The following is a 22,681-nucleotide window of genomic DNA, read 5'->3' on the forward strand; positions in this document are numbered from 1 at the left end:
CTGCCACGAAGCTTCGTGGGCAGGGCGCACTCCGGTGGGCACAGCCCGCTGGACGGCGGGGCGGCCCGTCGACGCCGGTCGAGGGCGCCGAGGTCGGTGACGGTGGGTGACCGTCGGTCAGGCGGCCGGGTAGTCGGTGTAGCCCTCGGCACCGCCGCCGTAGAAGGTGTCGGGGTTCGGCTCGTTGAGCCCGAGGCCCTCGCGCCAGCGCTTCGGCAGGTCGGGGTTGGCCAGGAACGGGCGCCCCACCGCGACCAGGTCACCGAGGTCGCGCTCGAGCAGGCCCTCGACCGAGTCCAGCGTGGTGACCTCGCCGAACCCGCTGTTGATGATGACGGGGCCGCCGAACCGCTGGCGCAGGTCGCGCAGCAGCTCGGATGAGGGGTCGGCCAGGATGCTGAGGTAGGCGAGGCCGAGGTCGGCGATGCCGTCGACCAGCACGTCGTACGTGGCGCGCACGTCGGCCGGGTCCTCCTCGAGGACGCCCTGGATGTTGTGGGCCGGGGAGATCCGGATGCCGACCCGCTCGGCCCCGATGGCCTCGGCGACCGCGCGGGTCACCTCGACGGCAAGGCGCGCGCGGTTCTCGGGGGAGCCGCCGTACCCGTCGGTGCGGGTGTTGCTGCTCGGCGCCAGGAACTGGTGCAGGAGGTAGCCGTTGGCGGAGTGGACCTCCACGCCGTCGGCACCGGCGGCGACCGCCTGGCGGGCCGCGTGCACGAACTCGGCGACGATCCCCGGGACCTCGTCGGTCTCGAGGGCGCGGGGGGTGGGGTGGTCGACCTGGCCGCTCGCGGTGACCATCTTCCCCGGCGCGGCGATGGCGCTCGGGGCGACGGACTCGAGGCCGTTCTTGTTGTCGGGGTGGGCGATCCGGCCGGCGTGCATGAGCTGGATGAAGATGCGCCCGCCCTCGGCGTGCACGGCCTCGCTGACCTTGGCCCAGCCGGCGACCTGCTCGTCGCTGTGGATGCCGGGGGTGTCGAGGTAGCCCTGGCCGACGGCGCTGGGCTGGGTGCCCTCGCTGATGATGAGTCCGGCGCTCGCGCGCTGGCGGTAGTACTCGACGTTGAGGTCGGTCGGGACGCCACCTTCACCTGCGCGGTTGCGGGTGAGCGGGGCCATCACGAAGCGCTGCGGCAGCGTCCACGGGCCCACCTGGGCGTTCTCGAATGCGCGGGACATGCGTTCTCCTCGGAGTCGATGGGTGATCGACGGGGGCCGATCGTCAAAACTTCAACAAGGGCGGCAACCGAGGTCGCGGCCCTCGCATTCCCCCGTGAGGATGGTCGGGTGCAGTCCGTGGAGCTCCTCCTCGACCCGGCCACCGACGCCGCGGTCCGCGCCGAGTGGGCGGCGCTGTCCGCCGCGGGCCTGCCCAGCCAGGCCGACCACCGGGGCGAGTCCAACGCCCCGCACGTGTCGGTCGCCGTGGCCGACGGGTTCCCGGCAAAGGCCGAGGAGGCCCTGGTCACGGCTGTGCGTGCGCTGCCGTTCGACGTACGGCTCGGGCCGCCGGTCCTGCTCGGTGGGCGCCGCCTGGTGCTCGCGCGCCTCGTCGTCCCGGCCCCGTCGGTGCTGGCCCTCCACGCAGAGGTGACCACGGCCCTCACGGGGGCCGCCGGCCCCTCGCCCCACACCGCGCCCAGGCGGTGGGTGCCGCACGTCACGCTCGCCCGCGGCATACCGGTCGACGGGCTCGCGGCCGCGCTGGGCGTCCTGCGCGGGGCCGACGGAGCCGTGCCCGAGATCGCGGGACGTGCGGTGGAGCTGCGCCGGTGGGACTCCGAGGCGAGGCGTACGTGGGCCGTGGGGGCCGCCTGACAGCGGCGGACCTGCCCGTTGCCGCGCGGGATGGCACAGTGCTCGGTATGCCGCCGACCGCACCCGCCGCCTCGACCTCACCCTCCGCCGACGCCGCCTCCGCTGCCGGCCACGGCGTCGCCACGCTCGACGTCGCTGCCCTGCGTGAGCACTTCCCAGCCCTGCAGGGTGGCGCCGCGCACTTCGACGGCCCGGGCGGGTCGCAGATCCCCTCGGCGGTGGCCGAGGCGGTCGCCGCGACGATGACGGCACCGATGTCGACGCGCGGGAGCGTGACGCAGGCCGAGCAGAACTCCGACGCCAACGTCCTGGCCGGCCGGGCCGCGCTCGCCGACCTGCTCGGCGCCCAGCCCGGGGGAGTGGTGTTCGGGCGCAGCATGACGGCGCTGACGTTCGACCTGTCGCGCACCCTCGCCAAGGACTGGGGCCCGGGCGACGAGGTCGTGGTGAGCCGGCTCGACCACGACGCCAACATCCGCCCGTGGGTGCTCGCCGCCGAGGCGGTGGGGGCGACCGTGCGCTGGGCCGAGTTCGACCCGACGACCGGCGAGCTCGACCCCCAGGCGTTCGCCGACGTGCTCTCCGACCGCACTCGGCTCGCCGCCGTCACCGGTGCCTCCAACCTCATCGGCACCAGGCCCGACGTCGCCGCGATCGCCGGCCTCGCCCACGACCGGGGAGCCCTCCTGTTCGTCGACGCCGTCCACCTCGCGGCCCACGCCTCGGTCGACCTCGAGGCGCTCGGCGCGGACGTCGTGGCGTGCTCGCCCTACAAGTTCTTCGGGCCCCACTGCGGTGCGCTCGCGGCCGACCCGGCCCTGCTCGAGACGCTTCGCCCCGACAAGCTGGCGCCGTCCTCCGACGCCGTGCCCGAGCGGTTCGAGCTGGGCACGCTGCCCTACGAGCTCATGGCCGGCACCGCGGCCGCCGTCGACTTCATCGCCGGCCTCGTGCCGGGGGAGGGGACCCGGCGTGAGCGGCTGGTCAGGTCGTTCGCCGCCGTGGAGGAGCACGAGTCGGCGCTGCGGACGCGGATCGAGGCTGCGCTCCTCGAGCTGCCCGGGGCCACGGTCCACTCGCGGGCGGCGCGGCGCACCCCGACCCTGCTCGTGGACTTCGCCGGCCACGACAGCGGCGAGGTCTACCGGTTCCTCGCGACGCGCGGCGTCAACGTCCCGGCCAGCAGCTTCTACGCGCTCGAGGCCTCTCGCGCCCTGGGGCTCGGTGACGCCGGCGCCCTACGCGTGGGAGTGGCGTCCTACACCGACGACTCGGACGTCGACCGCCTGCTCGACGGCTTGGAGGCGTACTTCGCCCAGGCCTGAACCCTGACGGGAGCCGGGTCCGTCGGTACGGCGTGCTGACGCACCGCACGGACCCGGCCTCCGTCGGGTGGGTCAGCTGTCGCGGTACCGCTTGGCGGCCGTGGCGCGGTCCGCGAGGGCGGCGGCGTCGACGGGGACGGCGCCCTTCGACCAGTCGGCGGGGTCAGCGGCGTACATGACGCCGTACGCCGCGGTGTCCCGCTGGGTGCGCCAGCCCTCCGCCAGCGGGCCGAGGTCGAGGGTGTCGTAGCCGATCTCGTCGAAGAGCCGCGTGACCGTCGCCTTGGCGTCCGCGTCGTCGCCGGCGATGGCCAGGGCGCTGCGCTCCGGTGAGCCCGCGGGCCGCGCGAGCGAGGCGAGGTGATCGAAGTAGATGTTGTTGAAGCCCTTGACCACGTACGACTGCGGCAGGTGCGCCTGGACGAGCTCGGAGGTCGTGGTCGACTCGTCGTCGAGCTCGGCGACCTGGCCGTCGCGCTGCGGGTAGTAGTTGAGGGTGTCGATGACGACCTTGCCCGCGAGCTCGTCGACGGGCACGTCCCGGTAGCTCTTGAGCGGGATGGTCAGGACGACCACGTCGCCCTCCTTCGCCGCCTCGGCCGCCGTCGCCGCACGCGCACCCGGGCCGAGCTCGGCCACCAGGTCGCCGAGCGTCTCCGGCCCGCGGCTGTTGCTCATCACGACCTCGTGCCCGGCCGCGAGGGCCAGACGTGCCACGGTGCTGCCGATGTTGCCACTGCCGATGAATCCCCATGTCGTCATGGCGTTGACAACCGCGCAACCCCTTCGCGGATTCCTGCCCCACACGAGAGGATCCGGCCCATGGTCCCCGAGCACACCCCCGCCACCGACGCCACGACCGCACCCGCCACCGCCGTCCCCTCCGAGCGGGAGGTGCTGCTGGAGTACCTCGACCACTTCCGTGACGCCTTCGCCCGCAAGTGCGAGGACCTGACCCCCGAGCAGCTGGCCACGCGGTCGGTGGAGCCGTCGACGCTGTCGCTGCTCGGGCTGCTGCGCCACCTGGCCAAGGTCGAGCAGATCTGGTTCCGGATCACCATGGAGGGTCAGCAGGTCCCGCGGCTCTACAACTGCGACGAGGTCCGTGACCACGACTTCGACGGTGCGGTCGCCGACCCCGACGTCGTCGCCGAGGCCTGGGAGTCGTGGCGCCGCGAGGTCGCGCACGCCCGCGAGTTCGTCGACCGCGCCGAGTCCCTCGAGGTCGTGAGCACCCACCCGACCCGCGACCGGATCTCGTTGCGGGAGCTGCTGGTCCACCTCATCGAGGAGTACGCCCGGCACTGCGGGCACGCCGACCTCCTGCGCGAACGGATCGACGGCCGCACGGGGGAGTAGGTGGCCCGTGGGCCCGTGCCGGCGCTGCATACGGCAGGGTGGGGCTCGTGACAGACGACCAGGACCGCGTCCGCGACGCCGTGCAGCGGTATGCCGCGGTGCACGACGACGTGCAGCGCGCCGCCGACGGGTTCGTCGCGATGATCACCGCGCTGCTCGACGACGCGGGCATCAACTACGTCTCGGTGACCGGGCGCGCCAAGAGCGTCGCCTCGTTCGCGGGCAAGGCCGCCCGCACCGGGCCGGACGGGAAGCCGCTCTACGACGACCCGTTCGAGCAGATCACCGACACCCTCGGGGTTCGGGTCGTGACCTACCTGCGCGACGACGTCACCGCGGTCGCCGACCTGCTCTCCGACCAGCTCAGCGTCCTCGACGACCGCGACCTCGGCCAGGAGACCGCGCGCCAGGGACGGTTCGGCTACGCGAGCCGACACCTGCTCGTCGCCATCGACCGCATCAAGGGCGCCCCGCCGCAGTACGACCCGCTCAAGGGGTACAGCGCCTCGGTGCAGGTGCGCTCGATCCTGCAGCACGCGTGGGCCGAGTTCGAGCACGACATCCGCTACAAGGGCACCATCCCCGAGGAGCACGTCAGCGACCTCGACCGCCGGTTCACCCTGGCCGCCGGGCTGCTCGAGCTCGCCGACCGGGAGTTCTCCGAGATCCGGCACCGGCTCCAGGCGACCATGGGCGAGCACACCCTCCCGGCGGACGACAACGACCCGCGGATCAGCGCCTCCGACCTCGCGACGTTCCTCGCCGGCCAGTTCACCGACGCCGGCTGGTCGCGCACCGACCACTACGCGTGGATCTCCGGGCTGCTGCTCGAGCTCGGGATCACCTCGCTCGAGGAGCTCGCCGGTCTGCTCCAGTCGATCGACGCCCCGGCCATCAACGCCAGGATGGGCTACCGCTACCCGGCCGGAGCCGTGCGCCGCCTCGACGACGCGCTGCTCGCGGTGTTCGGCACGCGATACCTCGGTCTGCACGGGAACGCCCACCGGGAGGCCTCCCTGCGGGCCCGCCTGGAGAAGCTGCGGACCACCCCGCTGGGGACCCCGCAGAAAGGCTGAGGCCGCTGTCGGGGCCCGGGTCTATCGTCCGGAGGACCAGCCCCGGGCAGGCCGGGGCCATACCTCTCGGGAGACCTCATGGCCTCGAAGCTCAACCCCTACATCGGTTTCGCCGACGACGCCCGGCAGGCCATGGAGTTCTACAAGGACGTCTTCGGCGGCACGCTGACGATGAGCACCTTCGGCGAGTACGGCTCGGGCGACGGGCCCGACAAGGACAAGATCATGCACGCCCAGCTCGAGACCGACGCGGGCTTCACCCTCATGGGGAGCGACGCCCCCGAGGGCATAGAGCACTCGAAGGGCTCGGCCATCACGATCAGCCTCAGCGGCGACGACCGCGACGAGCTGCGCGGCTACTGGGACAAGCTCTCCTCCGGCGGCGGCACCGTCACGATGCCGCTGGAGAAGCAGATGTGGGGCGACGAGTTCGGCATGTGCACGGACCAGTACGGCACCGCGTGGATGGTCAACATCGCCGGGGAGGGCCAAGGCCAGAGCCAGGGCTAGCGGCGGGATAGCCGCAGGGGCAGCACTTGGGGCAGCACTGGGGCACCGCTGGGGGCGGACCCGGGCCGACAGCGAGGGGGGAGTGCTCGAACGGCTGACCGGTTCGTCCCGGTTAGGGTCGGCACATGCAGTCGTGGGGGCGCTGGCTCGGTCGTGGTGTCGTCGTGGCCGCCGTCCTGCTGCTCCTCGTGGTGGCGTGGAAGTACGAGGCGTACTCCACCGTCTTCGGCGAGACGGCCTGCAAGCGCGACGCCCGGCTGTGCGACGACGCGGCGAACCGCCTGGCCCAGCGAGAGCTGGGTCGTTGGATGCTGGGGGCGACGGCCTTGCTCGGTCTGGGGCTCGTCCTCGTGGCAGCTCGCCGGGTGGTGGCGCCGCGGAGCCCGGCCATGGCCTCCGGGCACGGGCTGCACGCCCGGGAATGGCGGGACGTAGGGCCGGCGCTGCGGACCGGCCTCGTGCGGCACGTCGGCGTCGCGGCCCTGCGTGGCGTGGCGTCGGCCGCGGCCGTCGTGGTGCTCTCCCCGTTCTGGCTCTTCGGTGGGACAGCGCTCTACTGCGCACTCGCCCTCGGGTGGTTCGTCCTGCTCGCATGGCTGCTCGACCGGTCGCACCGGGTGCGCGCGCCCGGGGACGGGGACCTCGGCTCGCTGCTGGTCTCGGGCGCGGCGGCCACGGTCGGCGTTGGCAGCGGGGTGGTGACCGCGGTCGTCCTCCCACAGGTCGTCCCCGCACCTGTGGGGGCATCGTGGTTCGCCCTCGAGCCGGTCGTCCTCGCGACGGCGACCGGGCTCGGGGCGGGGGCGACCGTGCTCGCGGCCCGGCTCCTGTCCGCCTCGACCACCCGCCGGCTCGACCAGCAGTCACCGACGGTCGATGGCCACGGCACCGCTGCCGTCGGTGCCGCGCCGACCGCTGCGGGTGGTGGCTCGGTCGTCGTCGCAGCAGTGGTGGCCATGGTGACCGTGCTGCTGGTGACCGCGACGCCGTGGGGAAGGGGAGCCGCCCGCGCGGTGCGCGACGACCTCTACCCGCGGGTGCAGTCGGCAGCCGCCTCGCCGCCCGCGACCGCCCCGGACGGGAACACCGGCAAGGAAGGTCCGACGCCGACCGGACCGAGCCCCGTACCCGCCGCGACCTCGGAGGCGCCTGACCCCACACCCGTTGTGGCCGACCGGCCCTGCGTGGAGGGCGACCTGACCCTCTCGGCCCGGGGGTGGGACTCGGCCATGGGCAGCTCTGCCGTGTCCGTGGTGGCGACCAACACGTCGGCGACGGCGTGCTGGGTGCGTGGCTACCCCGCGCTGCGCCTCGAGCAGGGCGGCCGCGACCTGTCCCTGGTGGTGACCCCGTCGCCGACCCGGCGCTCCGGGGCGGGGAGCGTCGTCCCGGACCGTCGGGTCGGCCTCGCGGCCCGGGGTGGGGAGGCCTCCTTCGACCTGTGGTGGCGGGGCTACCGGCAGGCCGCTGACCAGCGGACGCCCCAGACGCTGGTGGTCACGCCGCCAGGCACGGGGGCGATCCGCCTGGGCCTTTCCGCGCCATACCTGCTCGACGTCGTCGAGGGTGCCGAAGTGACCGTGCTCCGCTGGAGCGGACCGCCGACGACCTCGCGCTGAGCGCCCGTGTACGCGCCCCTGCGGGCCGTGCCGCGCGTGGTTACGGTGGCAGGGTGAAGCGAGCCGCCCAGGTCCTGTTCGTGCTCGTCCTCGGTCTGCTGTACGTCGCGGTGCCCGCCACCGGTGCGTCGGCGGCCGTCCCCGCAGCCCGGCCCTCGGACCTGCCGCCCACCCTCGAGGTCGGCACGGAGGGGGTCTACCCGCCGTTCAGCTACCACGGCGGCACCGGCAACGGCCTGACCGGCTACGACATCGACGTCATGAACGCGATCGGCAAGCACCTCGGCGTCAAGGTCGAGTACGTCGAGACGCCGTTCGACTCCATGTTCGCGGCCTTGGAGGCGGGGCGCTTCGACGTGGTCGCCAACCAGATCACCTTCAACGAGGAGCGCAACGCGCGCTACGACCTGACCGACCCCTACGTCGAGACGACAGGCGTCCTCGTGGTGCGCAAGGACGAGAAGGGCATCACCAAGCTCGCCGACCTCAAGGGCAAGAAGGCCGCGGAGAACATCACCAGCAACTGGGCCGAGGTGGCCAAGGGCGCGGGTGCCACCATCGTCGGCGTCGACGACATGTCGCTCGCGATCGACAACCTCGAGCAGGGCCGCGTCGACGCCCTCGTCAACGACAAGCTCGCCATCCGCAACTACCTGCGCACCAAGCCCGACGCCGGGATCAAGGTGGTCGCCGAGACCAACGACGTGAGCAAGTCCGTCCTCGCGGCGAAGAAGGGCTCGGGCTACCTGCCCCAGCTCGACAAGGCGATCGCCGACCTCAAGGCGGACGGCACCCTCGACACCATCTACGCCAAGTACTTCGGCGCCGCCGCGACCACACCCAGCACCTGGGACATCATGCGCGACAACGCCTGGCCGATGGGTCGTGCCGCCCTCACCAAGACCATCCCGCTCACCGTCATCAGCTTCGCGGTCGGCATGGTCATCGCCCTCGCGATCGGCCTGATGCGGATGTCGAGCCACCCGGTCGTCGCCGGCGTCGCGCGGCTGTACATCTCCTTCATCCGCGGGACGCCGCTGCTGGTCCAGCTGTTCCTCATCTTCTACGCGCTGCCGCAGCTCGGGGTGAAGATCAACCCCTTCCTCGCCGCCGTGATCGCCTTCAGCCTCAACGTCGGTGGGTATGCGGCCGAGATCGTCCGCTCCTCCGTCGAGAGCCTGCCGAAGGGACAGTGGGAGGCCGCGTCGACGGTCGGGATGGGCTACGCCACCACGCTGCGGCGCATCATCCTGCCGCAGGCCGCGCGCACCGCGGTGCCACCGCTGTCCAACACGTTGATCTCCCTGGTCAAGGACACCTCGCTGGCGGCGACCATCCTGGTCGTCGAGCTGTTCCGCCGCGCACAGATCGCCGCCGCACCGAGCTTCGAGTTCCTCGCGCTCTACGGCATGGCCGCCCTCTACTACTGGGTGATCTGCCTGGTGCTGTCCTTCGCCCAGTCCCGCACCGAGACCCGACTGAACAGGTTCGTGGCCGCATGAGCACCCCGTCCGACCCCGCCGTGACCAGCCCCAGCCGCACGACGTCCTCGTCGCCCGACCACCTCGTGGAGGTCGAGCACCTCGCGAAGTCGTTCGGCGACCACGCGGTCATCACCGACATCTCGTTCACGGTCGACCCCGGCACCGTCACCTGCGTCATCGGGCCGTCCGGGTCGGGCAAGACGACCCTGCTGCGCTCGCTCAACGCCCTGGAGGTGCCCGACCGCGGGGTCGTGCGGATCGGCGACACCACGGTCGACTTCGCCGGCATCAACCCAGGGCCGCGGGGCCGGCTGCCCAAGGACCAGCGCGCGGAACTGATGTCCCTGCGCCGACACAGCGGGATGGTGTTCCAGGCGCACCACCTCTTCCCCCACAAGACCGCGCTCGAGAACGTCATCGAGGGGCCCGTGGTCGTCCAGGGGGAGCCGCTCGCCGAGGCCACCGCGCGGGCCCGTGAGCTGCTCACCCAGGTGGGGCTGGCCGAGCACGCCGACAAGTACCCGTTCCAGCTCTCCGGCGGGCAGCAGCAGCGGGTCGGCATCGCCCGGGCCCTGGCGATCCGCCCCGACCTGGTGCTCTTCGACGAACCCACCTCCGCCCTCGACCCCGAGCTGGTCGGCGACGTCCTGGGGGTGATGAAGGACCTCGCCTCCGAGGGCTGGACCATGGTCGTCGTCACCCACGAGCTGCGGTTCGCCCAGCAGGTGGCCGACCAGGTGCTGTTCATCGACGGCGGCGTCATCGTCGAGCAGGGACCGCCCCAGGACGTCATCGCCAACCCGCAGCACCCGCGCACCCGCGCCTTCCTCACCCGCCTGCTCGAACCCATCTGAGGGGATATCCCGTTGCCCCGGCGGCCAGTAGTTGGCACGGTCGACCGGTGACCCCGCCCACCCCTCATGCCCAGCCCTCCCAGACGTCGCCCTCCCAGACCTCGCCCTCCCCGACCGGCATCCCCGAGCTCGATGGCGTCCTGGCCGAGCTCGTCGACCGGGCGCGGGACGCCCTCGGGGACGACTTCGTCGGGGTCTACCTGCAGGGCTCGTTCGCCCTCGCTGACGCCGACGCCGAGAGCGACTGCGACTTCCTCGTCGTGACCGCGTCGGCCCTGAGCGACGAGCAGCTGGCGCCGCTGCGCGCCTTCCACGCCGAGCTGCCGCACCGGCCCGGCACGTGGAACCGCCACCTCGAGGGCTCGTACGCCCCCGTGGGCGAGCTGGCCGACCTCGACGCCGTGGGACGGCCGTGGCAGTACGTCGACCACGGTCACGACACCCTCGGCCCGGACCCCCACTGCAACACCGAGGTGACGCGCTGGATCCTGCGGCACCACGGGGTACGCCTCGCCGGATCGCCGCCGGAGTCGTTGCTGCCCGCCGTCCCGGCGGCGGCGTTGCAGGCGCGCATGGCCGCCGAGATCCCCGATGCCGTGCAGGCGTGGGAGCGGCAGGAGCGGTGGCTGGCCTGGGACGCGCGGTACGCCCCGGCCACCATGGCGCGCATGTGGTTCACGCAGGTCCACGGCGAGGTGGTGTCGAAGAAGACCGCGATGAGGTGGCTGGCGGCGCGCCCGGAGGGCAGCGAGTGGGCGGCCCTGCTCGAGGCGGCTGCTCTCGCGCGAGGGGGACCGTACGACGCCCCGGTCGCCGACGAGGAGGTCGCCGCGGTACGCCGCCTCGTCCGTGCGGTCGGGCGGTGGTCCGCCGACCTCGCCACTGGCTAGCTGCGCAGCAGCAGCCCCAGGACGTCGACCAGCGCGATCCCGATCGAGGCGAGGAAGGGCGTCCTGCCGCGGGTCGCGACCGCTGCTGCAGCCAGTGCCAGGCAGAGGACCCCGCCCACGGCCGCGGAGAGCGGCACGGGTCCCGGCGGCCCGAGCACCGCGACCGCTGAGCCCGCCAGCAGCACCAGGGGTGCGAGGACGCGTACGGTGCGGGCGCCGAGCAGGTGCGGCAGGCCGCGTACCCCCGTCGCCGCGTCGTCGGCGAGGTCGGGCAGGGCGTTGAGCAGGTGCGCGCCGACGCCGAGCAGCGCTCCGGTCGCCAGCATCCACACCGGGGCCACGAGGGGGCGGGGCAGCGCCAGGGTGACGACCGTGGGCAGCGCCCCGAAGGCCACGGCATACGGCACGGCGGAGGCGGCGGTGCGCTTGAGGCCGAGGTTGTAGGCCCAGCCGGAACCCACGACGAGCAGCAGGTGGGTGGCGCCCGCTCGCCAGCCGCACGCCAGCGAGAGGACCACGCAGGCGGCGAGGGCGAGCGCCGTCGCGACCCGTACCGTGCCCTCGGCCACCGCCCCGGTCGCCACGGGCTTGTCGGTGCGCCCCACAGCCCGGTCGCGCGAGGCGTCGACGAGGTCGTTGGACCAGCCGATCGACAGCTGTCCCGCCGCCACCGCGGCCACCACCAGGACGCCCCGCGCGGCGCCGGGCCCCGCCGCGACGGCGAGCAGCGCGGTCAAGGTGGTCACGGCGACCGAAGGACCGAGGTGGGCGGCCTGCAGCAGGGCCCGGGCGCGCGCCGGCACCGGCCGGGGGCCACGGTCGGTCGCTGCGTCCATGTCCGCAGCGTAGGCACCGGGGACGCGAAACCTCCCTCCGCGTGCCTAGGCTGTGGAGGTGAGCCAACTCCTCGCCGTCCGCGGCACGCTCCCCGAGCACCGTTACGCCCAGGGTGAGGTCACCGAGGTCTTCGCCGAGGTGCTGGCCCCCCACAAGCCGAACCTTCCTCTGCTGCAACGGATGCACGGCAACGCCGGCGTCGAGTTCCGCCACCTCGCGCTGCCGCTCGAGCGCTACCCCGAGCTCAAGGACTTCGGCGCCTCCAACGACGAGTTCATCCGCGTCGCCGTCGACCTCGGGGCCCGGGCGGTCGAGGAGGCGCTCGCAGCTGCGGGCCTCACGCCGCGTGACGTCGACCTGGTCGTCTCGGCCACCATCACCGGCCTCGCGGTCCCGTCCGTCGAGGCACGCATCGCCGCGCGCATCGGGCTGCGCGAGGACGTCAAGCGCGTCCCACTCGTGGGGCTCGGGTGCGTGGCCGGTGCCGCGGGGGTGGCGCGGGTGCACGACTACCTGGTCGGCCACCCCGGCGAGGTCGCCGTCCTGGTGTCGACCGAGCTGTGCAGCCTCACCGTCCAGCGCGACGACACCTCCATGGCCAACCTCGTGGCCAGCGGCCTGTTCGGCGACGGAGCCGCGGCGGTCGTCATGGTCGGCGCCGACCATGGCTCCGCGGCTGGTCCGCGGGTGCTGGCCACCCGCAGCCGGATGTATGCCGACACCGAGCGGGCGATGGGATGGGACGTCGGGGCCAGCGGCCTGCGCATCGTCCTCGGCGTCGAGGTGCCGGACCTCGTGCGCGACAACCTGCGCGCCGACGTCGACGGGTTCCTCGCCGACCACGGGCTCACCCGCGACGACCTCGGCTGGTACGTCGCCCACCCCGGCGGTCCCAAGGTGCTCGAGGCGATGCAGGAGGCCCTGGAGGTCGACCGGCACGCGCTCGGCATGACGTGGGACAGCCTCGCCCGCATCGGCAACCTGTCCTCCGCCTCGGTGCTGCACGTCCTCGCCGACACCCTGCGAGAGCGCCCGCCGGCGCCGGGTTCGCACGGCCTGCTGCTCGCGATGGGACCGGGGTTCTGCCTCGAGATGGTCCTGCTCCGCGCCGCCGAGGACTGACCGTGTCCGTCGTCCTCTACGTCGTCCTCGTCGCGGTCGTCGGGCTCGAGCGCGTGGCCGAGCTGGTGGTGTCCAACCGCAACGCGGCCTGGGCCTTCGCCCGCGGCGGCCGAGAGTCCGGCCGCGGCCACTACCCCGTGATGGTGGTGCTGCACACGGCGCTGCTGGTCGGGGCCGTGGTCGAGGTGCTCGCGCTGGACCGCGCCTTCCACCCGCTGCTCGGCTGGGCGATGCTGGCGCTGGTGCTGGGCTCGCAGGCCCTGCGCTGGTGGTGCATCCGCACCCTCGGCCACCAGTGGAACACCCGCGTGGTCGTCGTCCCCGGCGCCGGGCGGGTCACCACCGGGCCCTACCGCTGGTTCGCCCACCCCAACTACGTGGCGGTGGTGGTGGAGGGCGTGGCGCTCCCGCTCGTGCACACGGCGTGGGTGACCGCGCTGGTGTTCACCGTCCTCAACGCCGCGCTGCTCACCGTCCGGCTGCGCGCCGAGGAGCGCGCCCTCGCCGACCTGGTGGCGTCGTGATGCACGACGCCGACGTGCTCGTCGTCGGCGGTGGCCCGGTGGGGCTGGCCGCTGGCCTGATGGCAGCTCGAAGCGGCCGGTCAGCCGTCGTCCTCGAACCCCGTGACGGTCCCATCGACAAGGCCTGTGGCGAAGGGCTCATGCCGGGCGCGGTCGCGGCGCTCGGCCGCCTCGGCGTCGACCCGTCAGGCGTGCCGCTCACCGGGATCCGCTACCTCGCGGGCTCCCGTACCGCCCAGGCCGACTTCCGCGACGGCCCGGGACGCGGCGTGCGCCGCACCACCCTGCACGCCGCCCTGCGCGCCGCCGTCGACGCGGCCGGGGTCGCCGTGCTCCCGCTGGCCGCCGACGAGCTGAGCCAGACCGAGGACGGTGTACGCGTGACCACCCGCGAGCCGGGCCGCCGACCGGGCCCGGTGGTCACCGCGCGCCACGTCATCGCCGCCGACGGCCTGCACTCCCCGACCCGTCGGGCCCTCGGGCTCGACGCCACGGCGACCGGGCCCGCCCGCTACGGCCTGCGCCGCCACCACCTGCTCGCCCCCTGGTCGGACCACGTCGAGGTCCACTGGGGCCCGGACGCCGAGGCATACGTCACGCCGGTGGCGCCCGACCTGGTCGGGGTGGCGCTCCTCAGCCGCCGCCGCGCGGGGTACGACGTCTTGCTCGCCGGGTTCCCCGCGCTTCGGGCGCGACTCGACGCTGCGGACCGGCCGCCCACCGACGTCCGTGGCGCCGGACCGCTGCGGCAGCGGGCTCGCCGCCGGGTGCAGGGCCGGGTGCTGCTCGTCGGCGACGCCAGCGGCTACGTCGACGCCCTCACCGGGGAGGGCATCGCCCTGGGCCTGGCGCAGGCGGCCGAGGCCGTCGCCGCCATCACGGCCGGACGCCCCGAGGACTACGAGCGGGGCTGGCGACGGGCCAGCTGGCGCTACACGGTGCTCACGGAGGGCCTGGTCAGGGCCACGCGCCCGGCGTGGGCGCGTCGGGCCGTCGTCCCGGCGGCGCGCGCGGTGCCCGGGGTCTTCGCCGGTGCGGTGCACGAGCTCGGCAGGGTCCGGTGAGCACCGACCCGGCCGCCGGGCCGGGACCCGTGGAGGAGAGGGTCGTCCTGCTCGACGCCGTCGGTCGGGCGGTCGGCACGGCTCCCAAGGGCGGGGTGCACCACGCCGGCACCCCGCTGCACCTCGCCTTCTCCGCCTACCTCTTCTCCGCCACCGGCGAGCTGCTCGTGACCCGGCGGGCGCTGGACAAGGCGACCTTCCCCGGCGTCTGGACCAACTCCGTGTGCGGGCACCCCGCACCGGGCGAGGCACCCGCGCAGGCGGCGGTCCGCCGCGCGCGGCGCGAGCTCGGCCTCGAGGTCACGCGGCTGCGTCTCGTGCTGCCCCGGTTCGCCTACCGCGCCGAGATGGACGGCGTCGTCGAGCACGAGATGTGCCCGGTGTACGCCGCGTGGTTGGCTCCCGGGGCCAGCCCGCGACTCGACCCGACCGAGGTCCACGAGGCCGTGTGGGTGCCGTGGCGCGAGTTCGCCGACGAGGTCCTCGCTGGGCGACGAGAGGTCTCGGTGTGGTGCGCCGAGCAGGTCGCCCAGCTCGCCGACCTGGGGCCCGACCCGCCGGCCTGGCCGGCGGCGGACCAGCAGGATCTCCCTCCGGCGGCCCGCTGACGGGCACGCCTGACCAGGCGCCCCCACGCCGGCGTGACCTCAGACGGTGAACGTCTCGCCGGTGAGGCGCTCGCACAGGGCCCACAACCCGCGCGCCACCTCGCGGTCGTGCGAGGCGGCACTGGAGGACACCAGCCGAGGGGGCCCCTGCAGCTCGCCGGGACCCCCCGGGCCGACGTAGCTGCCGCCCGGCAGGTCGGGCACCGTCGCGGCATACAGCGTCGGCAGGGCGCCGGCCTCCGGCGGCGAGGCGATGGCGGGGAAGCGGTTGAAGAAACGGCCCACGGCGTCCTGCCAGGTGCCCGAGCGGGTCTGGAGGTTGGTGGCGCTGTAGCCGGGGTGCGCTGCGACCGAACGAACGCTCGACCCGGCGCCGGTGAGCCGCCACTGCAGCTCGTAGGCGAGCATCAGGTCGGCCAGCTTGCTCTGCCCGTACGCCGTCCACCCGCGGTAGGTGCGGCGCTCGAAGTTCGGGTCGGCCAGGTCGATGCGGCCCATCCGGTGGACGCCCGACGACAGCCAGACGACGCGGTCGGCGACCTGCGGGAAGAGCCTGGCGGTGAGGGCGAAGTGGCCCAGCACGTTGGTGCCGAACTGGCTCTCGAAGCCCTGCGGCGTGCGGGAGAACGGCACGTTCATGATGCCGGCGTTGTTGACCAGCACGTCGACCTGCCGACCGCCCAGCTCGTCGGCGAACAAGCGCACCGAGTCGAGGTCGGCCAGGTCGAGCCGGAGCACCTCGTGGCTGCCCCGCAGCCCGGCCCGGGCGGCCTCCGCCTTGGCCGTGTCGCGGCAGGCGAACACGAGGTGGGCACCCTTCGCGGCGAGCTCGCGGGCGGCGACGAGGCCGATGCCGGAGTTGGCGCCGGTGACGACGACCGTGCGGCCGGTCTGGTCGGGGATGTCGTGCGTGGTCCAGGCGGAGGTCATGCCACCACTGTGCCCCGTCCGGTGGGGCGCTCGCACACCCACCCCGGTGCACCGGCCCTGCTACGCCTCGGCCACCTGCACGTCGCGGTGCCACGACTCGGTCCGGTAGGCCGTGTGCCACCCCATGGACACGTAGAGGCCGTCGGCCCCGGTCGGGGAGTCGGCGTCGACCTCGAGGTTGACCCGGTTGCGGCCGCGCTGTGCGGCGTCGCGGATCACGGTGTGCAGCAACGCCTTCGCGATGCCCCGCCCACGAGCACGCCGGTGCACGCCGATGTAGTCGACGTAGCTGCCCTCGGTGTCGGAGGGGTCGGCCGACAGGACCGAGCTGACGATGGCGCCGCCCGGCAGGGTCAGCCCGTCGGCCTCCACCTCGGCGATCCACCAGTGGTCCCAGCGGTGGCCGGGGTCCTCGCGCAGCCGCTGCACGAACTCGGGGAAGCTCTCGCGGTAGGAGTTGAAGTGGTCGGCGAACGACTCCTCCAGCATCTGGTGCACCGTCTGCAGGTCGCCAGCCACAGGCAGGCCGGTGTCGTGGGTGGCGACGCGGCGCACGGTGACGCCCTCGCGCGGACCGGGCAGCGCTCCCGGCGCGCCCTCGGCGGCGGTCACGGGCCTGGTCATCTGCAGCCAGGTGCGGACCTTGGTGTAGCCGGCGGCGGCGAGCCACCGTCCTTGGTGGTCGTCGTCGACGTGCCGGCCGGAGTCGAGCTGGGTGCCGGGCAGGCCCCGCTGGGCGGCGACGACCAGTGCCGTCTCCTGCGCCCAGGCGAACAGGTGGGCGGCCACGCGGTCGGCGTCGGGGTCGGTGGGGTCCACGGTGAGGTCGACCACGGTGCGCCCGGCCGCGCGGTCGTGGACGCGGCACCAGCCACGCACCGCTTCCTCGCCGTTGGTGACGAGCAGCTGCCGGCGGGTCCACGAGGCGTACCCGGTGACCTCGAGCGCCACCGCCGCCTCGTCGACCGACGTCGACCCACGGGTCACGACGTGGTGGCGGGCCACGAGGGCGGTGAGCGCCGCGACATCCTGCGCGGCGGGCTGCCGGACCGACCAGCCCGGGGGGAGGTCGTGTGCGGTGGTGGTCACCAGGTCATGCTCCCAGACGCGGGAGTGGTCAGCGGACGGCGAGGTCGAGCAGGGCGCCCGGGACGACTGAGGCGTAGGCGATGCCCAGGGCCGACCTGCGACGCTCGTCGGGAGCCGACGGTTCGACCACGACGTGGGCGAAGTCGAGCACGTCGACCAGGGCCCGCACGCACCGCAGGTAGGCGAGCAGGTCGGCGTCCAGGTCGGTGTGTCCGAGGCCCGTGCTGGACCGGTAGCCGTCGAAGAACCACCGCACCTGGTCGTCGGTGATGGGGGAGTGGGAGAACACGCCGCCGACCACGAACATGAGGTCGGCCTCGCGCGGCGCCAGCATCGCGTCGTCCCAGTCGATGAGCCAGACCTCGCCGTCGCCGTCCACGAGCAGGTTGCCGTGGTGAGGATCGGTGTGGCACAGCACGTACCGCGCCCCGGTCCAGGAGGTCGAGGACGCCAGGCGCTCCGCGCGGTCGGCGGCTGCGAGCACCAGGGGTCCGGCGGTCCGCCAGACCTCGGTGAGCTCGGCCACCATCGGGTCGCCGGCGCGTGCAGCCGAGGCGAGGACCTCGTCGAAGGCTCTCGCCTGCGCCACCACCGCTGTCGGGTCGTGCTCCTCCGCCGGGAGGCCGGCGAGGGCGGCGTCGTCCGTCGGCACGGAGTGCAGGCCGCCCAGCAGCTCGCCGAGGCGCACCCACTCGTGGGGTCGCAGCCCCACGTCGAGGACCCGTGCCCCGGGCACCCAGCGGACGAGGCTGAGCCGGGTGCCGGCTGGACCCGGCGAGGTGAGCCCGCCGTCCCGGGTCCGCTCGGGAGTCGGCACACCGGGTACCCCGGCGCGAGCGAGGAGGTCGGCGACCACCAGCCCCGGCTGGGGTCCGGAGCTGGTCTTGGCGGCATACGCCCGGCCGTCGGCGGTGGTCACGCGCGCCAGGTCGGCTCGCGCGTCGGCGCCCAACCCCACGGGTCGGGCACCGACGACGGACAGACCGAACTGTTCGGCGACCCGCTCCGCCAGGGAGGAGGGCGGGGACGAGCTCAGTGGATGACCACCGGGGGCGCGCCCTGGTCGTCGAGCAGGTGGGAGACCTCGCGTCGCCGCGGGAGGAAGAAGGCCGGGACCAGGGTGAGGGCCACGAGGACGGCCGCCACCCAGTACGTCTTGGCGAAGGCCTCCGCGGCGTCGGCGAGCCCCTGCGTCACCGCGGCCGGCCCACCGATCTGGTCGATGATCGCCGGGTCGCGGTGGGAGGCCATCGCGGGCCCGGCGAGCTTGCTCTCCTTGAAGTGGTTGGTGAGCAGCACCGACATCGTGGCCACGCCGACCGAGCTCGCGATCTGCTGGGTGATGTTGAGCAGCGTCGACCCGCGGGCGACCTCGTGCTGGGTGAGGGTGCGCAGCGCGGTGGTGAAGATCGGCATCATCGTGCCGCCCATGCCGAGACCCATGACGAACAGCAGCGCGATGATCGTCGTGTAGGACGTCGTCGAGGTGATCTGGGTCAGCCCGAACATGCCGCAGATGATGGCGATCAGACCGAACGGCACGATCCGCCCGACCGGGATCTTGTCGACGAGCGCACCCGCGATCGGCATGGTCAGCATCGCGCCGATGCCCTGCGGGGCGACGAGCAGGCCGGCGTCGAGCGTCGACTCGCCGCGCACCGACTGGTAGTAGGTCGGCACGAGCAGCAGGCCACCGAAGAACGCCGCCGCGAACATGAACATCGTGATGGTCGAGACGGTGAGGTTGCGGTTGCGGAACAGACGCAGGTCGAGCAGTGGGTGCCGGGGCCGGAACGAGTGCCAGACGAACGCCAGCATGAGCACCAGGCCGATCGTCATGTTGACGTAGACCTTGGGCGAGTTCATGGTGCCCTTCTGCGGGATCGAGGAGATGCCGAAGAGGAAGAGCGCGAGCCCGGGCGACATCAGCGCGACGCCGAGGACGTCGAGCGACTCCGAGGGCTCGGTGTGGTCCTTGGGCAGGGCGAACCGGGCGTAGACGACGGCGATGATGCCGATCGGGACGTTGATCAGGAAGATCCAGTGCCAGCTCTCGTGCTGGATCAGCCAGCCGCCGATGATCGGGCCGAGGATGGGGCCGAGGAGCATCGGCACCCCGAGGATGGCCATGAGCCGACCCATCCGCGCCGGGCCGGCAGCCCTGGTCATGATCGTCATGCCGAGCGGCATGAGCATGCCGCCGCCGAGGCCCTGCAGCACGCGGAACCCGATGAGCATGTTGATCGAGGTGGCGGCGGCGCACAGCGCGGAGCCGGCGGTGAAGAGCACGATGGCCGACATGTAGAGGCGCTTGGTGCCGAACCGGTCAGCAGCCCAGCCCGTGAGCGGGATGACCGTGGCCAGCGCCAGCGTGTAGGCGGTGACGGTCCAGGCGACGGTGGAGTAGTCGAGTGGCCGGGCCGGGTCGTCGGCGAAGACGCTCTGGAACTCGGGCAGGGCGACGTTGACGACCGTGATGTCCAGGATGGACATGATGGCCCCGAGGACGACGACGCCGGCCACCTTGAGGACGGCGGCGTCGATCTGGTCGGGGTACTGCGTCGGTGTGGTGGCTGGAGCAGACACAGGGCTTCCTCTCAGGCTGAGGGTGGACACGCGCCCCCGCAGCGCATCCCGTTCAGGCTAGCGCCGGGGTCCGACAGGGCGCCCCGGGATTTTTCGGGTTAGCGTCGGCACATGGTCGACGTCTCCCGCACGTTCACGGTCCCGCGCTCCCCCGAGGAGGTCGTGGGCTACCTCAGCGACTTCTCCAACGCCGTCGCCTGGGACCCGGGCACGGTCCGCTGCGACCGCGTGGGTACCGGTCCGGTGCAGGTGGGCTCGACGTGGCGCAACGTCTCCAAGGTGCTCGGGCGCGAGACCGAGCTCGAGTACGTGCTGGTCACCCTCGAGCCCGACCACGTCGTCCTGCGCGGCACCAACAAGACGGCCACGTCGACCGACGACATCACGGTGCTGCCCGACCCGGCCGGGTCGAAGGTCACCTACCACGCGCACATCGCCTTCAACGGCATCGCCAAGCTGGCCGAGCCCCTGATGCAGCGGGTCTTCGAGCGGCTCGGCGACGAGACCGTCGAGGGGATCACGCGCGAGCTGGCGCCGGGACGCACCCCGGGCGCCTGACACGGGTCAGGCCGCACCGGCCGCCTCGAGGGCGGCGATGTCGAGCTTCTTCATCGACATCATGGCGGCGAACACCTTCGACGCCCGCTCGGGGTCGCTGTTGGCGATCTCGTCCCAGTTCTCGGGGACGACCTGCCACGAGAGCCCGAACTTGTCCTTGAGCCAGCCGCACATGCTCTCCTGCCCGCCGTCGGCGGTGAGGGCGTCCCAGTATCGGTCGAGCTCGTCCTGGTCCTTGACGTCGATGGTGATCGAGATGGCCTCGTCGAAGGTGAACTCGGGGCCGCCGTTGAGCGCGAGGTACCGCGCGCCGTCGAGCTCGAACTCGACGGTGAGGACGGTGCCCTCCCGCTCGCCCGAGCCTGCCGGGTAGCGGGTCACGGTGGTGATCCTGGAGTTGGGGAACAGCGAGGTGTAGAACTCGGCGGCTTCCTCGGCCCGGGTGTCGAACCACAGGCACGGGTAGGTGCGGGGCATGACGGGCTCCTTGCGTCCGGTGGGCGGGCTGCCCACGTGATGTCCATTGGACCCGCGCGGGCACCGGAAGTCATCGGTCCGCCGCGCCAGAGGGGGCGCGGATATGGCGTAGCGTCGCCCGCGTGCCACCACCGCACCGCCCCGGCGACGCCGACGACCAGGCACCGCCCACCGCCCACCTCGAGGCGGCGTTGCGCACGGTGTACGCGGCCGTGCCCGTCGACTTCATGGCCGTGCGCAAGGCGCTGGTCGCCGAGGCGAAGGCGGACGGCGACACCCAGGGCGCGGCGGCCATCGGCAAGCTGCGCAAGCCGAGCACGGCGGCCTGGGCGGTCAACCTCCTGACGAGGGGGGAGCCCGGGCTGGTCGAGGAGCTGGTGGACCTCGGGGTGCGCATGCGCACGGCGCAGTCCAGGCTCGACACCGCCACCCTGACGTCGCTGCGGCCCGAGCGGGACCGCGTGGTGGCCGGCGTGGTCGCCGCCGCGGCCCGGCTGGTGGCGGACACGGGGCGCACGCTCTCCGCCGCCGCGCAGGACGATGTGCGCGGCACCGTCATCGCCGCGCTCGCCGACGAGCAGGCCTCGAGCGCGGTCACCTCGGGCCAGCTGACGCGGGCCCTGTCCTACAGCGGGTTCGGCGAGGTGGACCTCTCAGAGGCGGTGGTCCGCACCTCCTCCGGCTCGATCCTGTCCGTGGTGCGCGGGGGCACCCGCGGTGGGCCGGACCGCGCGCACGCACCGCAGGGTCCCGACGGAGCCGACAGCGGGGGCGACGACGGGGCCGACGACGGGGGTGAAGACCAGGACGAGGCGACCCACGAGCAGGACGCTGCGGCGCTGCTCGCAGCCGCGGAGGCCGAGCTCGAGGCCGCGGTGACCGCGCTGTCGAGCGCCCAGGAGTCGGTGGCCGCGGCCCGGGAGCACGCCGAGGAGACCCGGGAGCGTGTCGGGGTGGTCGAGCGCCAGCTGGCCAAGGCGCGCGAGGCCGACGAGCGCGCGCTGGAGGCGGTGACCGACGCGGTGCGGGCGCGCAAGGAGGCCGAGGCCGCGCGGCGTACCGCCGAGGAGGCGCTCACCCGTCTGCGCGCCGAGGCGCAGGACTGACCCGCGGCCACGAGCAGCAGGTCACCAGCCATGGGTGCCGGGCCCTCCCTTGAACGGGCCCACGACCCGGTCGGTGACCCAGCCGCCGTAGAAGCCGCCCTCCTGCGCGCGCACGACCTCACCGCCCACGACGCACCGGTCGACGAGTCCGGGCATCACCGACACCGCGCCCGCGAGGAGCTCGAACCCGCGCGTCGGCTCGGGGTAGAACCACCCCGCCCGCTGCGCGACCGCGCCCCCGCCGAGCAGGTCGAGGTAGGAGGCGAAGCCCTTCCACTCGCAGTACGACGTGCCCTCGGCGCGCTGCAGCGAACCGGGGACGAAGGCGGCCCGGGGCAGGTAGTAGGTCGGCGGGTGGCTGGTCTCCAGGACCCGCCACGAGAGGGTGGTCAGGGCGATGCGCTCGCCACCCACCCAGACCTCGACGGACGCCCTGGAGGGCTCGACCCTCGGTGGCCGCGGGTAGGACCAGACGGACTCCTGGCCGGGTCCGACCGGGTCGGGTGCCGGGTGACCGCTCCACGGGGACATGGGTTCCACGCTAGGTCGTCCCGGCCGGAGACGCCCTGCCGAGAGGCCTCTCCACCCAGCGGCCGGAACCCGCCGGAGCCGCCCGGACCGGCCGAGGCGCTGTCCTCGAGCGGTCGGGGTCGACCCTGAGTGACTGGTCCGGAGTGGGGGTCGAACTGGGTAGCAGCCCCGATGTGGGAAGGAGTACCGCGGCGCCAGAGTCCTGCCATGGCCCTCCACCCCGGACTGCTCCCGCCGCCGGCGCCGACCGCACCCGTGCGGCGTGCGACCGCGCGGGGCCAGGCCGCCCGCCGCGCGCCGGGGGGCGT

Annotated in this window: 24 protein-coding genes; 15 read left to right on the plus strand and 9 right to left on the minus strand. The window is 73.4% G+C overall.

Translation table 11 applies throughout. The features are described from left to right. Positions 1–117 precede the first annotated feature (117 nt). The gene (locus AB4Z02_RS17415; RefSeq protein ID WP_441972525.1) at positions 118–1,185 is read right to left on the minus strand and encodes an alkene reductase; all 1,068 of its coding nucleotides are present in this window, start codon (positions 1,183–1,185) and stop codon (positions 118–120) included. Positions 1,186–1,293: 108 nt separating this feature from the next. Here AB4Z02_RS17415 and AB4Z02_RS17420 point away from each other — a divergent pair, with 108 nt between their 5' ends. Together AB4Z02_RS17420 and AB4Z02_RS17425 are read left to right on the plus strand one after the other, a co-directional pair. After that, entirely contained in the window at positions 1,294–1,824 is a 531-nt protein-coding gene (locus AB4Z02_RS17420; protein ID WP_441972526.1) for a 2'-5' RNA ligase family protein, read from the plus strand. A gap of 47 nt (positions 1,825–1,871) precedes the next feature. After that, entirely contained in the window at positions 1,872–3,149 is a 1,278-nt protein-coding gene (locus tag AB4Z02_RS17425) for a cysteine desulfurase-like protein (RefSeq protein ID WP_441972528.1), read from the plus strand. Positions 3,150–3,221: 72 nt separating this feature from the next. On the opposite strand, the gene AB4Z02_RS17430 is transcribed toward AB4Z02_RS17425, so the two are convergent. Further along, positions 3,222–3,911 carry an NADPH-dependent F420 reductase gene (locus tag AB4Z02_RS17430; protein ID WP_056884240.1) on the minus strand — a complete coding sequence of 230 codons (690 nt, stop codon included), beginning with the start codon at positions 3,909–3,911 and terminating at the stop codon, positions 3,222–3,224. 60 nt (positions 3,912–3,971) lie between these two features. On the opposite strand from AB4Z02_RS17430, the gene AB4Z02_RS17435 reads away from it, so the two are divergent. From AB4Z02_RS17435 to AB4Z02_RS17465, 7 genes are all read left to right on the plus strand, one after another. Continuing rightward, the gene (locus AB4Z02_RS17435; RefSeq protein ID WP_082590724.1) at positions 3,972–4,508 is read left to right on the plus strand and encodes a DinB family protein; all 537 of its coding nucleotides are present in this window, start codon (positions 3,972–3,974) and stop codon (positions 4,506–4,508) included. 47 nt (positions 4,509–4,555) lie between these two features. Beyond that, on the plus strand, positions 4,556–5,584 hold the full coding sequence (locus AB4Z02_RS17440; RefSeq protein WP_304437978.1) for a GTP pyrophosphokinase: 1,029 nt from the start codon (positions 4,556–4,558) through the stop codon (positions 5,582–5,584). A 78-nt stretch (positions 5,585–5,662) separates the two neighbouring features. After that, positions 5,663–6,094: a VOC family protein gene (locus AB4Z02_RS17445; RefSeq protein WP_441972530.1), complete on the plus strand. Its 432-nt coding sequence runs from the start codon at positions 5,663–5,665 to the stop codon at positions 6,092–6,094. A gap of 125 nt (positions 6,095–6,219) precedes the next feature. Then, positions 6,220–7,713, plus strand: a complete 1,494-nt coding sequence (locus AB4Z02_RS17450; protein WP_441972532.1) for a DUF4232 domain-containing protein — start codon at positions 6,220–6,222, stop codon at positions 7,711–7,713. A gap of 53 nt (positions 7,714–7,766) precedes the next feature. After that, positions 7,767–9,215 carry an ABC transporter substrate-binding protein/permease gene (locus AB4Z02_RS17455; RefSeq protein WP_441972534.1) on the plus strand — a complete coding sequence of 483 codons (1,449 nt, stop codon included), beginning with the start codon at positions 7,767–7,769 and terminating at the stop codon, positions 9,213–9,215. Then, a complete protein-coding gene (locus tag AB4Z02_RS17460) occupies positions 9,212–10,051 on the plus strand; it encodes an amino acid ABC transporter ATP-binding protein (RefSeq protein WP_441972536.1) in 840 nt (279 codons plus the stop codon). Before AB4Z02_RS17455 ends, AB4Z02_RS17460 begins: the two co-directional genes overlap by 4 nt. Before the next feature lie 47 nt (positions 10,052–10,098). Next, positions 10,099–10,941, plus strand: a complete 843-nt coding sequence (locus tag AB4Z02_RS17465; RefSeq protein ID WP_441972538.1) for an aminoglycoside adenylyltransferase domain-containing protein — start codon at positions 10,099–10,101, stop codon at positions 10,939–10,941. On the opposite strand, the gene AB4Z02_RS17470 is transcribed toward AB4Z02_RS17465, so the two are convergent. After that, on the minus strand, positions 10,938–11,777 hold the full coding sequence (locus AB4Z02_RS17470) for a UbiA family prenyltransferase (protein ID WP_441972540.1): 840 nt from the start codon (positions 11,775–11,777) through the stop codon (positions 10,938–10,940). The two genes, AB4Z02_RS17465 and AB4Z02_RS17470, sit on opposite strands and share 4 nt — an antisense overlap. A 58-nt stretch (positions 11,778–11,835) precedes the next feature. Between AB4Z02_RS17470 and AB4Z02_RS17475 the strand changes: the two genes are divergently transcribed. From AB4Z02_RS17475 to idi, 4 genes are read left to right on the plus strand one after another with little or no spacing between them, the layout of a single operon-like run. Further along, complete coding sequence (locus AB4Z02_RS17475; protein ID WP_056884452.1) at positions 11,836–12,900, plus strand: type III polyketide synthase; 1,065 nt, start codon at positions 11,836–11,838, stop codon at positions 12,898–12,900. Between the two features lie 2 nt (positions 12,901–12,902). After that, positions 12,903–13,424, plus strand: coding sequence for an isoprenylcysteine carboxyl methyltransferase family protein (locus tag AB4Z02_RS17480; RefSeq protein ID WP_056884247.1), 522 nt, complete (start codon positions 12,903–12,905; stop codon positions 13,422–13,424). Continuing rightward, positions 13,424–14,488, plus strand: coding sequence for an NAD(P)/FAD-dependent oxidoreductase (locus AB4Z02_RS17485; RefSeq protein WP_441972555.1), 1,065 nt, complete (start codon positions 13,424–13,426; stop codon positions 14,486–14,488). Before AB4Z02_RS17480 ends, AB4Z02_RS17485 begins: the two co-directional genes overlap by 1 nt. Further along, positions 14,485–15,096: an isopentenyl-diphosphate Delta-isomerase gene (gene idi, locus AB4Z02_RS17490; protein ID WP_441972543.1), complete on the plus strand. Its 612-nt coding sequence runs from the start codon at positions 14,485–14,487 to the stop codon at positions 15,094–15,096. The genes AB4Z02_RS17485 and idi overlap by 4 nt, the downstream gene beginning before the upstream one ends. Positions 15,097–15,135: 39 nt before the next feature. Here the strand turns inward: idi and AB4Z02_RS17495 are convergent, their stop codons facing one another. The 4 genes from AB4Z02_RS17495 to AB4Z02_RS17510 form a co-directional block, all read right to left on the minus strand. Further along, complete coding sequence (locus tag AB4Z02_RS17495) at positions 15,136–16,026, minus strand: oxidoreductase (RefSeq protein WP_441972545.1); 891 nt, start codon at positions 16,024–16,026, stop codon at positions 15,136–15,138. Between the two features lie 60 nt (positions 16,027–16,086). Further along, positions 16,087–17,115: a GNAT family N-acetyltransferase gene (locus AB4Z02_RS17500; RefSeq protein ID WP_441972547.1), complete on the minus strand. Its 1,029-nt coding sequence runs from the start codon at positions 17,113–17,115 to the stop codon at positions 16,087–16,089. 28 nt (positions 17,116–17,143) lie between these two features. Then, positions 17,144–18,034 (minus strand): phosphotransferase, encoded by an 891-nt coding sequence (locus AB4Z02_RS17505; protein WP_441972549.1) that lies wholly within the window; start codon positions 18,032–18,034, stop codon positions 17,144–17,146. A 113-nt stretch (positions 18,035–18,147) separates the two neighbouring features. Further along, positions 18,148–19,701 carry a DHA2 family efflux MFS transporter permease subunit gene (locus AB4Z02_RS17510; RefSeq protein WP_056884249.1) on the minus strand — a complete coding sequence of 518 codons (1,554 nt, stop codon included), beginning with the start codon at positions 19,699–19,701 and terminating at the stop codon, positions 18,148–18,150. Between the two features lie 111 nt (positions 19,702–19,812). Between AB4Z02_RS17510 and AB4Z02_RS17515 the strand changes: the two genes are divergently transcribed. After that, the gene (locus AB4Z02_RS17515) at positions 19,813–20,259 is read left to right on the plus strand and encodes an SRPBCC family protein (protein ID WP_056884250.1); all 447 of its coding nucleotides are present in this window, start codon (positions 19,813–19,815) and stop codon (positions 20,257–20,259) included. A gap of 6 nt (positions 20,260–20,265) precedes the next feature. On the opposite strand, the gene AB4Z02_RS17520 is transcribed toward AB4Z02_RS17515, so the two are convergent. Next, positions 20,266–20,736 carry a VOC family protein gene (locus AB4Z02_RS17520; protein ID WP_056884456.1) on the minus strand — a complete coding sequence of 157 codons (471 nt, stop codon included), beginning with the start codon at positions 20,734–20,736 and terminating at the stop codon, positions 20,266–20,268. A gap of 122 nt (positions 20,737–20,858) precedes the next feature. On the opposite strand from AB4Z02_RS17520, the gene AB4Z02_RS17525 reads away from it, so the two are divergent. Continuing rightward, entirely contained in the window at positions 20,859–21,842 is a 984-nt protein-coding gene (locus tag AB4Z02_RS17525) for a hypothetical protein (RefSeq protein WP_441972552.1), read from the plus strand. Positions 21,843–21,863: 21 nt separating this feature from the next. On the opposite strand, the gene AB4Z02_RS17530 is transcribed toward AB4Z02_RS17525, so the two are convergent. Next, positions 21,864–22,373 (minus strand): DUF427 domain-containing protein, encoded by a 510-nt coding sequence (locus AB4Z02_RS17530; RefSeq protein WP_441972554.1) that lies wholly within the window; start codon positions 22,371–22,373, stop codon positions 21,864–21,866. Positions 22,374–22,681: the final 308 nt, after the last annotated feature.

This window comes from Pedococcus sp. 2YAF34, from assembly GCF_052114585.1.
GTDB lineage: Bacteria > Actinomycetota > Actinomycetes > Actinomycetales > Dermatophilaceae > Pedococcus.

What these genes read in the sequence shown, in the direction of transcription:
- AB4Z02_RS17435 (WP_082590724.1), top strand. Translation starts at nt 3,972, where the DNA reads ATGGTCCCCGAGCACACCCCCGCCACCGACGCCACGACCGCACCCGCC.
- AB4Z02_RS17445 (WP_441972530.1), top strand. Translation starts at nt 5,663, where the DNA reads ATGGCCTCGAAGCTCAACCCCTACATCGGTTTCGCCGACGACGCCCGG.
- AB4Z02_RS17425 (WP_441972528.1), top strand. Translation starts at nt 1,872, where the DNA reads ATGCCGCCGACCGCACCCGCCGCCTCGACCTCACCCTCCGCCGACGCC.
- AB4Z02_RS17495 (WP_441972545.1), bottom strand. Translation starts at nt 16,026, where the DNA reads ATGACCTCCGCCTGGACCACGCACGACATCCCCGACCAGACCGGCCGC.
- AB4Z02_RS17415 (WP_441972525.1), bottom strand. Translation starts at nt 1,185, where the DNA reads ATGTCCCGCGCATTCGAGAACGCCCAGGTGGGCCCGTGGACGCTGCCG.
- AB4Z02_RS17515 (WP_056884250.1), top strand. Translation starts at nt 19,813, where the DNA reads ATGGTCGACGTCTCCCGCACGTTCACGGTCCCGCGCTCCCCCGAGGAG.
- AB4Z02_RS17470 (WP_441972540.1), bottom strand. Translation starts at nt 11,777, where the DNA reads ATGGACGCAGCGACCGACCGTGGCCCCCGGCCGGTGCCGGCGCGCGCC.
- AB4Z02_RS17460 (WP_441972536.1), top strand. Translation starts at nt 9,212, where the DNA reads ATGAGCACCCCGTCCGACCCCGCCGTGACCAGCCCCAGCCGCACGACG.
- AB4Z02_RS17450 (WP_441972532.1), top strand. Translation starts at nt 6,220, where the DNA reads ATGCAGTCGTGGGGGCGCTGGCTCGGTCGTGGTGTCGTCGTGGCCGCC.
- AB4Z02_RS17530 (WP_441972554.1), bottom strand. Translation starts at nt 22,373, where the DNA reads ATGTCCCCGTGGAGCGGTCACCCGGCACCCGACCCGGTCGGACCCGGC.
- AB4Z02_RS17520 (WP_056884456.1), bottom strand. Translation starts at nt 20,736, where the DNA reads ATGCCCCGCACCTACCCGTGCCTGTGGTTCGACACCCGGGCCGAGGAA.
- AB4Z02_RS17485 (WP_441972555.1), top strand. Translation starts at nt 13,424, where the DNA reads ATGCACGACGCCGACGTGCTCGTCGTCGGCGGTGGCCCGGTGGGGCTG.
- AB4Z02_RS17430 (WP_056884240.1), bottom strand. Translation starts at nt 3,911, where the DNA reads ATGACGACATGGGGATTCATCGGCAGTGGCAACATCGGCAGCACCGTG.